The organism is Massilia norwichensis, from assembly GCF_024753245.1.
Classification (GTDB): Bacteria; Pseudomonadota; Gammaproteobacteria; order Burkholderiales; family Burkholderiaceae_D; genus Telluria; species Telluria norwichensis.
On the sequence record NZ_JANUGX010000012.1, the window covers coordinates 12,609 to 25,675 of the forward strand.

Sequence of the window (13,067 nt, forward strand, 5' to 3'; positions counted from 1 at the left end):
GCGGCGACGACGTCCGCGCGGTGCATTTTTTCGACTTCATTACGATTGAGAACCTGATGCCATTACCGAAAATTCCAAGCAAGCCGGCGACGATTCTGCTGGCAAAAGATTATCCCAAAGCCGAACCCGGCAAATCGCCTGTCCGCGCAGCCGCGAAGGCGGAGAACGACCCCGTCGAAGACCTGATCAGCGGCGAAGCCGTCCCAGCCAAGACCACCCGCGCGCGCAAGTCCAAGGCCGCGCTGCTGGTCGAAGCGCCCTCGCGCGAATCGACCCCGCCCGCAGCGCCGGCAACGCTGCCCGCCCCTGCCCGCGCAGACAAGAGCGGCAAGAACGGCGTTGGCGCCAAACTGCGTGAAACCGACATGAACGAGCCGCATCCGGTCAAGCACAAGCCGGTCGAGGTCAACGTCAAGTCTTCGGTCAGCCGCAAGGCCGACAAGGCCGGCGCCGGCAAGATGTTCGTGCTCGACACGAACGTGCTGATGCACGATCCGACCTCGCTGTTCCGCTTCGAGGAGCACGACGTGTATCTGCCGATGATGACCCTCGAGGAGCTCGACAACCACAAGAAGGGCATGTCGGAAGTCGCCCGCAACGCGCGCCAGGTCTCGCGCACGCTGGACGCGCTGATCGCCAACACCGACGACGACGCCATCGAAGCCGGCATCCCGCTGGCCAAGCTGGGCAACAAGGATGCGCGCGGCCGCCTGTACTTCCAGACCCGCCTGAACGCCGCCACGCTGCCGGAAGGCCTGCCGTCGGGCAAAGCCGACAACCAGATCCTGGGCGTGGTGCGCGCGCTGGAAGCCGACCAGTCGGGCCGCGCGATCGTACTGGTGTCGAAGGACATCAACATGCGCATCAAGGCGCGTGCCCTGGGCCTGGCCGCCGAGGACTACTTCAACGACCACGTGCTGGAAGATACCGACCTGCTGTACTCGGGCATCGTCCAGCTGCCGGACGACTTCTGGGACAAGCATGGCAAGAACATGGAGTCCTGGCAGGAGATCAAGGGCGGCAATTCGTCGACCTACTACCGCGTCACCGGCCCCTTCATTCCTTCGCTGATGGTGAACCAGTTCGTGTTCTTCGAGCCGAACAATGGCGAAGCGCCGTTCCAGGGCCAGGTCAAGGAAATCAACGGCAAGACCGCCGTGTTCCAGACCCTGCGCGACTACAGCCACAACAAGAACAACGTCTGGGGCATCACCGCGCGCAACCGCGAGCAGAATTTCGCGCTGAACCTGCTCATGAACCCGGAAGTCGACTTCATCACCCTGCTCGGCCAGGCCGGTACCGGCAAGACCCTGCTGGCGCTGGCCGCCGGCCTGGCGCAGGTGCTGGAGACCAAGGTCTACAACGAGATCATCGTCACCCGCGTCACGGTGCCGGTGGGCGAGGACATCGGCTTCCTGCCGGGTACCGAGGAAGAGAAGATGTCGCCGTGGATGGGCGCCTTCGACGACAACCTCGAAGTCCTGATGAAGGGCGACAGCGACGCCGGCGACTGGGGCCGCGCTGCGACCCAGGACCTGATCCGTTCGCGCATCAAGATCAAGTCGCTGAACTTCATGCGCGGCCGTACCTTCGTGAACAAGTTCCTGATCATCGACGAGGCCCAGAACCTGACGCCCAAGCAGATGAAGACCCTGGTCACGCGCGCCGGTCCCGGCACCAAGATCCTCTGCCTGGGTAACATCGCGCAGATCGACACGCCTTACCTGACCGAAGGCTCGAGCGGCCTGACCTACGTGGTCGACCGCTTCAAGGGCTGGAGCCACGGCGGCCACGTGACGCTGGCGCGCGGCGAACGTTCGCGCCTGGCCGACCACGCGAGCGACGTACTGTAAGCCTCGGGCGCACCCAGCGCCCCACAACGAAAAGCCTGCGGCCCTTGATGGGGACGCAGGCTTTTTTATTGCCGCCCTGTCAATGCAAAATTGTAATTACAGAGAAGTTTCCTCTATGATACGGCTATCATGCATTCATCAACGTAGTGCAACCAAGGAGAAAGCAATGAAACGTTTTACCCTGCTGGCGGCAAGCGTGCTCGTCCTGCTGGCCGGCTGTGCCGCTAGCGGCACCCAGGAAGGCGCCCAGCGTGCCGGCGTTGAAGAATCGTATGTCCCGACCGGCAGCATGATCGCGCGCCGCAACGTCGACCGCAACAGCGCCGTGAAGTCCGCGAGCAAGGAAGAACTGGAAAATGCGCGCCTGCTGGGCGGCGGCGCCCTGAACCTGCCGCAGAACTGAGGCAGCGCGCCAAAGCGAAGGGCCGGGCGCTTGCGCTGCCCGGCCCTTGTCATTCAGCCCTTCCCTGCTTTACTCGTTGGCGTTCTGGACGAACACCGCCGCCGTGCGCGCCGGGATGCTGAAGGTGGCGCGATTGCCGTCGAAATCGGCGGCCTTCACCACCTCGTCGCTGCCGTTGCGCTGGATGCGGTGCAGCTTCAGCTTGCGTCCCTTCAGGGCCGGCACCGCGATGGTCCTGGCGGCCTTGTCGACGTTGAACACCACCACCACGCCCTTGTACTGGGCGCCCTTGTATTTGCCCGGATCGTTGCCGTCGATTTCCATCACGATCATGCCCGGCACCTGGTCGGGGCCGACGTTATGGAACTTCAGGCGTTCGATCACGTCCTGGGCGCTGCGCAGGCGGAACAGGGTCGACTCCTGGCGGATCGCCAGCAGGTCTTCGAACACGGCCTTGGCCTGCAGGATCGCGCGCGTATCCGGCTTGATCAGCGGATTGTTCAGGATCGGCGCCATCAGGCCCCAATTGTCCTGGTTCGGTCCCGCCATCGGCAGGCCGACGCCGAAGTTATTCGACGCGTAGCTGTAGTCCAGGCGGTTGAACCAGTCGCCGGCGTTGTAGCTGTCGCGGTCCAGCGACTTCGAACGCAGGATCTCCTGGCCGGCATGGATGAAGGGCACGCCCTGCGACAGCAGCACGATGGCCGCGCCCAGATTCTGCACGCGCACGCGGTCCGCCAGCGAAGTCGATTGCGGCAGGCGGAAGGCGTTGATGTCGAACAGGGTCTGGTTGTCGTGCGCCTCGATGTAGTTGATGGTCTCCGACGGGCTCAGCGCAAAGCCTGCCTGCTGGCCGAAGTAGTCGATCTGGGCGTTGGTCCGCAGCGAACCGAAACGGTCGGTGAAGCGGTAGTCGCGCAGGGTGCCGGACAGCGCGACGCGCACCATGTCGGCCAGGCGCAAGGCGTCGTCGCGGCTCTGGTTGGCCTGGCCGTTCGGGTCGTACCACACGCCGTTGATGAAGCCCTGCTGGGTGATCAGCGCACTGCCGCCGTCGCAGCAGCCGCCGCCGCGCACGGCGTCGCGCATGCGGTCGTTGAAGGAGCCGATGCCGGTGCCGGCCATGTTGGCCTGGCGCGCCTGCACGAAGCGGGCGTCGTTGGCGACGCTGCCGAAGTTCCAGGCTTCGCCGTACAGGTAGATGTCGCGGCCGGCGGCCTGGTTGACCGAGGCTTGCAGGCGCTTGAGCAGGTCGAGCGGGGTGAAACCCATGATGTCGAAGCGGAAGCTGTCGACCTTGTACTGCCTGGCCCACAGCGATACCGAGTCGATCATCAGCTTGCCCATCATCGCGTTTTCCTGGGCGGTGTCGGCGCAGCAGCTGTCGTTGAGGATGTTGCCGTTAGCGCCGAGGCGGTAGTAATAGGTCGGCACGATGCGGTCCAGCACCGACAGCGGCCCCTGTTGCGACTGGCTGGTGTGGTTGTAGACCACGTCCATGGTCACGCGCAGGCCGTTGTCGTGCAGGCTCTGCACCATCGCGCGGAACTCGCGCACGCGCGCGGCGCCGTCGTTGGCATCGCTGGCGTAGCTGCCTTCCGGCGCGTTGTAGTGGACCGGGTCGTAGCCCCAGTTGAAGCAGTCGCTGTCCGCCACCGCCGCCACCGCCGCCTGCTGGGCGCTCGAATCGGCGGCCGCGGCCGGGATGGCAGGCGTCGCGCAGCCAGCCTCGTTCACGCTGGCGAAGTCGAAGCTGGGCAGCAGGTGCACATGGGTCATGCCGGCCTTCTGCAGCGACTTCAGGTGGCGCATCGGGTTCGCCTGTTCATCGGTGAAAGCCAGGTACTTGCCGCGGTAGGCGGCTGGCACCGTCGTGTCCTGGGCCGAGAAGTCGCGGATGTGCAGCTCGTACAGCGCGATATCGGTCGGCGCCTCCAGCTTCGGGATGCGCTGGTTGTCCCAGCCGGCCGGTTTCAGCGCCGGGCTGTCGAGGTTGGCCACAAAAGAACGGGTGCTGTTCGCGTTCAGGCTCAGCGAATACGGATCGGTGACGGTGTTAGTCACGAGGGCATTGTTCGCCCAGCGCGACAGCACCTGCACGGTGTAGGTGTAGTAAGCGCGGTTGGTCCAGCTGCCGTCCGCCGCCGTGTAACGCCACACGCCGCTGGCTGCATCCTTCGTCATCGGCACGCTGGCGCTCGCCGCTGCGGTGCCGTTCGGGTAGACGTTCAGCGACACCGCCTTTGCGGTCGGTGCCCACACGCGGAAGGTCGGGATGCCGGCACGGTCGAAGCTCAGGCCCAGCTCGGCGTTCGATGCCGCCGGGGCGAACACGTCGTCCAGCATGCCGGCCATCTGCAGCGAAGTCGCCTGCACCAGATTGCCGCTGGCGTCGTACTGGGCGATCGCGAACTGGCCGCTGGCCAGCTGCGCGGCCTTGGCCGCGTCAGGGCCGGCGAGCTGCAGGCCGGTGGCGCCGGCCAGGTGCGGATACTTGCTGCGGATCGCGTCCGACAGCGGCGCCGGAACCAGGGCGAAGCTGCCGTTCGCGCCGACCAGGCCGGTGGCGGCATCGGGCGTGGCGCTCAAGCCGCCGTTCAGCGCGTAGAACAGCTTGTAGCTGGCGCCGGATGCCGGCACGCCGGGCCAGGCCAGCGTGGTGGCGGACAGCCAGTGCGCGCTGGCGTTGCCGAGGTTGCCGTAGCTAAGCGCCGGCGCGCTGTTGTAGACCGCGCAGTCGCCTTCCAGCATCCAGATTTCCTGGCCCTTGGCATACACATCGGCGTTCAGGTCGGCGTGCTGGTCGCTGCCGCAGTTCTTGAAGCCGGTGCCGTCGGTGACCAGGAACCAGATCGCGCTTTTACCGGCGGCCAGCGGAATGTCGACGTAGCCGCCGAAGGCATCGGTCCCGGTGAACATGAAGCGGTCGGTGATCCAGGCGCCGCTCGGACGCTGCGGGCCGTCCCAGGAATACACGCCCCATTGCGCGGTGTCGTTCTGGATACGGTGGAAGTGCATGCGGATGCTGCCGGGCGCTACCGGCGCGACGGCGGCGGCCGGCGCCGAGGCCAGCAGGCGGGCGCCGCCACTGCTGCCCTGCAGGTCGGCGCTGTCGCCGGCACCGCAGGCGGTTAGTAGACTGCCGAGCAGCACGGATGTGCAAACGGCTGCGGCAAAGCGCAGCCGTGAAGTCAAACTACGTCTGGTTAGCATAGTGTCCCCTGTGTTTATTATCGGTGGCAAAAGCCACTGTGTAATATTACTACCATCGATAACAAAAAATCATGGAACAACGTTGCGTGGCGTCCACAAAACAAAAGGGCGGGATTCGCATCCCGCCCTTCTCATTTGAAGCTGGCTCGAAAGCCGCTGCTTACAGCACGTGGGTACCGATCCACCAGGCGATCGCCGACATGAAAGCCGAGGCCGGAATCGTGAAGACCCAGGCCCAGACGATGTTGCCCGCCACGCCCCAGCGCACGGCCGACGCCTTCTGCGCCGAGCCGACACCGACGATCGCGCCGGTGATGGTGTGGGTGGTCGAGACCGGCACGCCGATGGCGCTGGCCAGGAACAGGGTGATGGCGCCGCCCGATTCCGCGCAGAAGCCGCCCACCGGTTTCAGCTTGGTGATCTTCTGGCCCATGGTCTTGACGATGCGCCAGCCGCCGAACAGGGTGCCGAGCGAGATCGCGGTGTAGCAGGAGATGATGACCCACAGCGGCGGTGCGGCATCGCCCTGCGCCGACACGCCGGCGAAGATCAGCATCATCCAGATGATGCCGATGGTCTTTTGCGCGTCATTGCCGCCGTGGCCCAGGCTGTAGGCTGCGGCCGAGACCAGCTGCAGGCGGCGGAACCAGGTGTCGACCTTGCGCGGCGGGGTCTTCACGAAGATCCAGGACACCGCCAGCATCACGACCGAGCCGAGCAGGAAGCCCAGCAGCGGCGACAGGATGATCCAGGTGACGGTCTTCAGCAGGCCGCCGCCGACCAGGGCGCCGGTGCCCGACTTGGCCACGGCCGCGCCGACCAGGCCGCCGATCAGCGCGTGCGAGGACGAGGACGGGATCCCGTAGTACCAGGTGATGATGTTCCAGACGATCGCCCCGACCAGGGCGCCGAAGATCACGTACTGGTCGACGACCGCGGGATCGACGGTGCCCTTGCCCACTGTCGCCGCCACGTGCACGCCCACCGTGAAGATGGCGACGAAGTTGAACAGTGCGGACATCGCCACCGCGGTCTGGGGTTTCAGCACGCCGGTCGACACCACCGTCGCGATCGCGTTGGCGGCGTCGTGGAAACCGTTCATGAAGTCGAAGACCAGCGCTAAAAGGACGAGCAGGCCCAGCACATAGATGCTGATTTGAAGATGATCCATATTGTTCTTATTGTTTTGGGCTTACGCGTTTTCGACGATGATGCCTTCGATGATGTTGGCGACATCCTCGCAGCGGTCGGTGACGGTTTCCAGGATCTCGTAGATCGCCTTCATCTTGATCAGGTTGCGCACGTCCGGCTCGTCGCGGAACAGCTTGGACATGGCGGCGCGCATGACGTGGTCGGCGTCCGATTCCAGGCGGTCGATCTCTTCGCAGATCGCGACCATCTTCTGGGCGTTGTCCATGTTGTGCAGCATGCCGACAGCCTGCTGGACCTTTTCGCAGCAGGCCAGGCACAGCTCGGCCAGGCGCTTGGCTTCCGGGGTCACGGCGTGCAGGTCGTACAGCGAGATCGTCTGGGCCGCGTCTTCCATCATGTCGAGGATGTCGTCCATGCGGGTGATCAGCTTGTGGATGTCGTCACGGTCCAGCGGCGTGATGAAGGTCTTGTGCAGCAGGTCGACGCACGCGTAGGTGATCTTGTCCGCCTGTTTTTCGATGCTCTCCACGGCGTGGGTGCGGTTTTCCAGGTCGTCGAAGTTGGTCATCAGGCCGACCATTTCCTGCGCACCCTTCACGCACAGCGCGGCGTGCTGGTTGAACAGATCGAAAAATTTGCCCTCGGTGGGCATCAGGCGTCCAAACATATGGTTCTCCGTTGTAAATCTCTTGGAACTTCTTTTTAAAAGGCCCGCAGCGGAGGGGTCAGGGTTGGGTTTCCCTGACCCCGGTAATCAAGCCGCTACAGTTTATGTATCGGCTTAATCGCCCTGGTAAATACTAAGGCTGCCGCTGTAATTCCCGAACTTGGTATACATGCCCATCCAGGTCAGTCGCACCGCCCCGATCGGGCCGTTACGCTGTTTGCCGATAATGATCTCGGCGGTACCTTTGTCGGGCGAGTCCGGGTTGTAGACTTCGTCGCGGTACAGGAAGATGATGACGTCCGCGTCCTGCTCGATAGCGCCCGATTCGCGCAGGTCGGACATGACCGGACGCTTGTTCGGGCGTTGTTCCAGCGATCGGTTCAGCTGGGACAGCGCGATCACCGGACAGCCCAGCTCTTTGGCCAGGCCCTTCAGGCTACGCGAAATCTCGGAAATTTCCGAAGCACGGTTGTCGCCGGGCTTCGAGCCCTGCATCAGCTGCAGGTAGTCGACGATGATCAGGCCCAGTTTGCCGCACTGGCGGGCCAGGCGGCGCGCACGGGCGCGCATCTCGATCGGGTTCAGTGCCGGCGTCTCGTCGATGAAGATCTGGGCGTCGTTCATCTTCTGGATCGCGTGCGTCAGGCGCGGCCAGTCCTCGTCGATCAGCTTGCCGGTACGCAGGCGGTGCTGGTCGAGCTGGCCGATCGAGCCGAGCATACGCATCGCCAGCTGGGCGCCGCCCATCTCCATCGAGAAGATCGCGACCGGCAGGCCGGCCTCGACGGCGACGGCTTCGCCGATGTTGACCGAGAACGCGGTTTTACCCATCGACGGACGGCCGGCAACGATGACCAGGTCGCCCGGCTGCAGGCCGGAAGTCATCTTGTCGAGGTCGATGAAGCCGGTCGGAACGCCGGTGATCTCGCCCTGGTTCTCGCGGCTGTAGAGTTCGTCGATGCGCTCGACCACCTGGGTCAGCAGCGGCTGCACCGGAATCCAGCCCTGGGCACCGCGCGCGCCCTGCTCGGCGATCGCGAAGATGCGCGACTCGGCCTCGTCGAGGATCTGCTTGACCTCGGCGCCCTGCGGATTGAAGGCCTTGGCCGAGACTTCGTCGGCCACGGTGATGAGCTGGCGCAGCACGCCGCGGTCGCGGACGATCTCGGCGTAACGGCGGATGTTGGCGGCGGACGGCGTGTTCTGCGCCATCGCGTTGAGGTACTGCAGCCCGCCCACTTCCTCGGCCTTGCCGAGCTGGACGAGCGATTCGTAGACGGTGATCACGTCGGCCGGCTTGCCGGCATTGATCAGGCGGACCATCTGTTCGAAGATGATCCGGTGGTCGTAGCGGTAGAAGTCCTCCGCATGCATGAAGTCGGCAATACGGTCCCACGCCGCGTTATCGCGCAGCAGACCGCCGATGACGGACTGTTCTGCTTCGATGGAATGCGGGGGAATACGGAGCGACTCGATCTGCGGGTCTGCTGGGGTGTTCATGGCCGACATTATACCTTTTCCGCATCGACCGCTGAAATGATTGATGATTTTCCAGACGTAAAAAAGCCGGGCGAACCCGGCTTTTTTCATTCCTGCAACAAACGTTGCCAGAAATTATTTAGGCAGCTTCGCCCACGACAGCGACGGTCACGTCAACGACGACGTCGGTGTGCAGAGCGACGGCAACCGGGTGCTCGCCGGTGGTCTTCAGCGGGCCGGTCGGCATGCGCACGTTGGCCTTCTCGACGGCGAAACCTTGCTTGCTCAGGGCTTCAGCGATGTCGAAGTTGGTCACGGAACCGAACAGACGGCCATCGACGCCAGCTTTCTGAGCGATGGTGATGGTCATGCCGTTCAGCTTCTCGCCCTGGCCTTGTGCGGCTGCCAGCTTCTCGGCGGCTGCCTTTTCCAGTTCGGCGCGCTTGACTTCGAACTCGGCCACAGCCGATTCGGTTGCACGGCGGGCTTTCTTTTGCGGGATCAGGAAGTTACGTGCGTAACCGTCCTTGACCTTGACCACGTCGCCCAGGTTACCGACGTTGACGACTTTTTCCAGCAGGATGACTTGCATATTATTCTCCAGTATACGTGTCGTGACCGACGATTAAGCGTTGTGCAGGTCGGTGTACGGCAGCAGGGCTAGGTAGCGGGCGCGCTTGATGGCGGTGTCCACTTGGCGCTGGTAGTGCGCCTTGGTACCGGTCAGGCGTGCCGGCATGATCTTGCCGTTTTCCTGGACGAAATCCTTCAGGGTGTCGACGTCTTTGTAGTCAACCTGTTCCACGCCTGCAGCGGTGAAGCGGCAGAACTTCTTGCGCTTGAACAGCGGGTTCTGCTGTTTGCGCTTCAGTTTTTCCTTGGCTTTGTTTTTGTCGAACTTTTTACCGAATGCCATTTGAGGCTCCTGTATCTAATCTGTTGAAATCAATGATGTGAAACACCAGGGCTTTGCTGTTGCGGTTCTTCCTGGCCAAAAATCCCTTGAACCGGTGTACGGCGCCCAGCTCCGCGTCGGCAAACCGGCCCGAAATATCGCCCGCGGCAAGCGCGGAAATCTCGAACTCGACCTGCCTCGCGATCCCCGCTTCAGTCTGCTGCGACCCATGTTGCAGGGTGCCGCTGACGATGGGGATGCCGGCCGGGGTATAGCGCAGGGTATCGCGTTCCGCGATGCTTGCGACCAGCAACAGCTCGTTCACTGCCCTTGCGCGCTTCTTTCCGAAGAATTAAGCAGCGGCAGCCGGAGCAGCAGCAGCTTCGGCGCGGTGGCTCTTGGCTGCGTCTTCGCGCTGGACCGACTTCATCATCGGCGACGGTGCGGTTTCAGCCTTCTTCATCTTAACGGTCAGGTGACGCAGCACGGCATCATTGAATTTGAATGCGGTTTCCAGCTCGACCAGGGTCTCGTTGTCGCACTCGATGTTCATGCAGATGTAGTGTGCCTTCGGCAGCTTCTGGATCTGGTAAGCCATTTGACGGCGGCCCCAGTCTTCGACACGGTGGATGTTACCGCCGCGCGAGGTGACCGTGGTCTTGTAGCGCTCGATCATCGCCGGGACCTGCTCGCTCTGGTCCGGGTGGACGATAAATACGATTTCATAATGACGCATGCAACACTCCTTAAGGACGTTTAAACAAATGCCCACCTCGGCGTCAAGACGAGTGTGGGAAGGGAAAGCCCGACATTATAACCGTAAAAACGTCAAGAGCTCAATCACCATCTTCGACCATGGCCGCGGCGCGCTCTGTCCCGCGGTTATCGGCTGTGCCCGCCAAGCAAAAAAATCGGCCGAAAACATGGATTCCCCTTGCGCCCGGCGCAATACTGTACAAAAATACAGGGTGTCGAGTGTCACCGCAGACCGTTGGTTCGCTGACTCTCCTTTTCACCTACATTTATTTCACCATGCTTAAGCTCACCGCACGGCAAGAACAGATCCTCAACCTGATCAAGGAAGCCATCGACAACACCGGCTTTCCACCGACCCGCGCCGAAATCGCCAAGGAGCTTGGCTTCCGCTCGGCCAACGCCGCCGAGGAGCACCTGCAAGCCCTGGCGCGCAAGGGCGCGATCGAAATTTCCCCTGGCACCTCGCGCGGCATCCGCCTGGTCGGCAGCACTGACGACAGCGCGCCGGCGCCTAGCGTCCCGGCAGCCCTGCTGATGTCGCTGCCGCTGGTCGGCCGCGTCGCCGCGGGTTCACCCATCCTGGCCCAGGAACACGTCGAGACCACCTACTCGGTCGACCCGGCCATGTTCTCGGCCAAGCCCGACTTCCTGCTGAAGGTCAAGGGCTGGTCGATGCGCGACGCCGGCATCTGCGATGGCGACTTCCTCGCTGTCAAGAAGGTGGATTCGGCCAAGAACGGCCAGATCGTGGTTGCCCGCATCGGCGACGAAGTCACCGTCAAGCGCTACCGTAAGAGCGGCAGCACCATCGAACTGCTGCCGGAAAACCCGGACTTCTCCGTCATCACGGTCGATCCGCAGAGCGACGAGTTCGCGCTGGAAGGCCTGGCGGTCGGCCTGCTGCGGTCCTGGCACTAAGCTAGCACTAAGTCAGCACCAGGCTGTTTCTGATGCCGGCGCACGGTGACACACCGGCGCCGGCATTTTCTTTTGCATTATTGCGTCGTGCGGTTCTGGCGCCGCTCCTCCAGCTCGTGCTGGCGCTCCGGCGTCGGCGCGTTCTTCACGATCTCGTTGTGCTCCTTGACCCAGGCATCGGTGGCCGCGCGCCAGGCCGCGAAGTCGGCCAGCACCAGCTTCGACTTCACCTGAGCGCTCTCCGATAGATTGGCGATGACGTCGTTCAGGTGCTTGCCGGCCTGCTCCATCTCCGGCTTGGTCATCAGCTTCGCGATATCGGCCGGGATCAGCTTGGTGCCGGGGTTGGCATCGTTCAGCGCATGCACCAGGCCGTTGTGGCAGTCCTGCCAGGTCTTGATGTTGGCCCAGATCCGGTCGATCTCGTCGTTCTGCTTCGAGATCGAAGGCAGGCGCGGCGCCGGGCAGCGGTACTGACCACTGCGGAAGTCGGAGCCGTCGTATTGCGTGATCCAGTAATCGATGTCCTTGCGGCGCTCGGCGCGCTGGCGGATCAGGTCCAGCGAAGCGATCGCGACCGCATTGCCCTTCGCCGCCGCCTTGCGGAACCAGGCCTCGGCCTTCGGCTCGTCCACGCTGCCGGCTTCGCCGTACAGGTACATTTCGCCAAGGTGCTGCTGGGCCACCGGATTGCCGGCATTCGCCAGCTTGGTGTATTTCTGCAGAGCTTCGGGATAGGCTTTCTTGGCGAACAGAGCGTCGGCATCGGCGAGCTCGTCGGCGCAGACGGCGCCTGCTGCCAGCATGGCGACGCAAAACAGGAGAGTCTTCATGGAAACGGGGCTGTGAAAAAGGAAAGTCATGATACCTGCACAGCCCTGCCGGCTCAACCGGCCTTATTTGCCGATCGGCCGGCTGTCGAGCTTGCGCGCTTCCTCCTCCCGACGGATGTCGGTCGCGAGGCTGGCCTTGTTCGCCTCCTGCTGCGCATTGGCTGCAAGGACGAACTCATTGGTCGCCTTGTGCCAGGCGTCGCGCTCCGCACTGAAGTTCAGCGCCTCGGCCTGGCGCCGCGTCACGACAGCAACCGTCGCGTCGTCGACGTGGGCGATGGCCTGCTCCGCTTCGCGTGGACTCATCAGTTGCAGCACATCGGTGGGAATGCGCTTGTTGGGCGGCGCAAGTTGGTTGATCCCGGCGACGAAGTCGTTGTAGCAGGTTTCCCAGTTCGCAATGGCTTCGCTGACAGCCTTGATGTCGGCATTTGTCTTCGAAACGGCCGGGATCGCGGGCATTGGGCAGGCGTATTTGCCCGACACCAGGTCCTCGCCCTTGTAGCCCTGGGTCCAGTAGGCAATGTCGGCGGCACGCTTCTCGCGCGTTTGCAGGATACCCAGCGTCTCTTTGGCGCCGCCGTGACCGCTGGCCGCGGCCTTTTGCAGCCAGGTCTGCGACTTGGCCATGTCGACCGCGGTGCCGTCGCCGTACCAGTACATCTCACCCAGGCGGAACTGCGCTTCGGCATTGCCGGCATTCGCCAGCTTCGCGTAGATGGGGAAAGCCTTGTCGTATGCCTTTGCGCGCAAGGCCTTTTCGGCATCGCCCAGATCATCGGCGCAGGCCATGCCCGCAACCAGCATCAGCATCAGCATCAGCATCGCAACACCAAGTCGCTTCATCATCTCTCCTCCTGAATAGGGATAGGTATGGAAGATGATGATAGACGTGCAA

At 63.2% G+C, this 13,067-nt stretch carries 13 protein-coding genes; 3 read left to right on the plus strand and 10 right to left on the minus strand.

Annotation, left to right across the window (positions count from 1 at the left end):
• Positions 1–56: 56 nt before the first annotated feature.
• Positions 57–1,853 (plus strand): PhoH family protein, encoded by a 1,797-nt coding sequence (locus NX782_RS11635; protein WP_258845619.1) that lies wholly within the window; start codon positions 57–59, stop codon positions 1,851–1,853.
• Between the two features lie 166 nt (positions 1,854–2,019).
• Complete coding sequence (locus tag NX782_RS11640; RefSeq protein WP_258845620.1) at positions 2,020–2,256, plus strand: hypothetical protein; 237 nt, start codon at positions 2,020–2,022, stop codon at positions 2,254–2,256.
• Positions 2,257–2,325: 69 nt separating this feature from the next.
• Here NX782_RS11640 and pulA read toward each other — a convergent pair whose 3' ends face one another.
• The 8 genes from pulA to rpsF all read right to left on the minus strand — a co-directional run bounded on the left by pulA (position 2,326) and on the right by rpsF (position 10,398).
• Positions 2,326–5,409, minus strand: coding sequence for a pullulanase-type alpha-1,6-glucosidase (gene pulA, locus NX782_RS11645; RefSeq protein ID WP_258845621.1), 3,084 nt, complete (start codon positions 5,407–5,409; stop codon positions 2,326–2,328).
• Positions 5,410–5,629: 220 nt separating this feature from the next.
• Positions 5,630–6,640, minus strand: a complete 1,011-nt coding sequence (locus NX782_RS11650; protein ID WP_258845622.1) for an inorganic phosphate transporter — start codon at positions 6,638–6,640, stop codon at positions 5,630–5,632.
• Positions 6,641–6,661: 21 nt separating this feature from the next.
• Positions 6,662–7,288: a DUF47 domain-containing protein gene (locus NX782_RS11655; protein ID WP_047823888.1), complete on the minus strand. Its 627-nt coding sequence runs from the start codon at positions 7,286–7,288 to the stop codon at positions 6,662–6,664.
• 114 nt (positions 7,289–7,402) lie between these two features.
• Complete coding sequence (locus NX782_RS11660; protein WP_258845623.1) at positions 7,403–8,788, minus strand: replicative DNA helicase; 1,386 nt, start codon at positions 8,786–8,788, stop codon at positions 7,403–7,405.
• Between the two features lie 118 nt (positions 8,789–8,906).
• On the minus strand, positions 8,907–9,359 hold the full coding sequence (rplI, locus tag NX782_RS11665) for a 50S ribosomal protein L9 (RefSeq protein ID WP_258845624.1): 453 nt from the start codon (positions 9,357–9,359) through the stop codon (positions 8,907–8,909).
• Between the two features lie 33 nt (positions 9,360–9,392).
• Positions 9,393–9,683 (minus strand): 30S ribosomal protein S18, encoded by a 291-nt coding sequence (gene rpsR / locus NX782_RS11670; protein ID WP_036249492.1) that lies wholly within the window; start codon positions 9,681–9,683, stop codon positions 9,393–9,395.
• Positions 9,670–9,987, minus strand: a complete 318-nt coding sequence (priB, locus tag NX782_RS11675; protein WP_258845625.1) for a primosomal replication protein N — start codon at positions 9,985–9,987, stop codon at positions 9,670–9,672. Before priB ends, rpsR begins: the two co-directional genes overlap by 14 nt.
• A gap of 27 nt (positions 9,988–10,014) precedes the next feature.
• Complete coding sequence (gene rpsF, locus NX782_RS11680) at positions 10,015–10,398, minus strand: 30S ribosomal protein S6 (RefSeq protein ID WP_258845626.1); 384 nt, start codon at positions 10,396–10,398, stop codon at positions 10,015–10,017.
• Between the two features lie 296 nt (positions 10,399–10,694).
• On the opposite strand from rpsF, the gene lexA reads away from it, so the two are divergent.
• Entirely contained in the window at positions 10,695–11,336 is a 642-nt protein-coding gene (gene lexA / locus NX782_RS11685) for a transcriptional repressor LexA (RefSeq protein ID WP_258845627.1), read from the plus strand.
• 77 nt (positions 11,337–11,413) lie between these two features.
• Here lexA and NX782_RS11690 read toward each other — a convergent pair whose 3' ends face one another.
• On the minus strand, positions 11,414–12,169 hold the full coding sequence (locus NX782_RS11690; protein ID WP_258845628.1) for a tetratricopeptide repeat protein: 756 nt from the start codon (positions 12,167–12,169) through the stop codon (positions 11,414–11,416).
• Positions 12,170–12,232: 63 nt separating this feature from the next.
• A complete protein-coding gene (locus tag NX782_RS11695; protein ID WP_258845630.1) occupies positions 12,233–13,018 on the minus strand; it encodes a tetratricopeptide repeat protein in 786 nt (261 codons plus the stop codon).
• Positions 13,019–13,067: the final 49 nt, after the last annotated feature.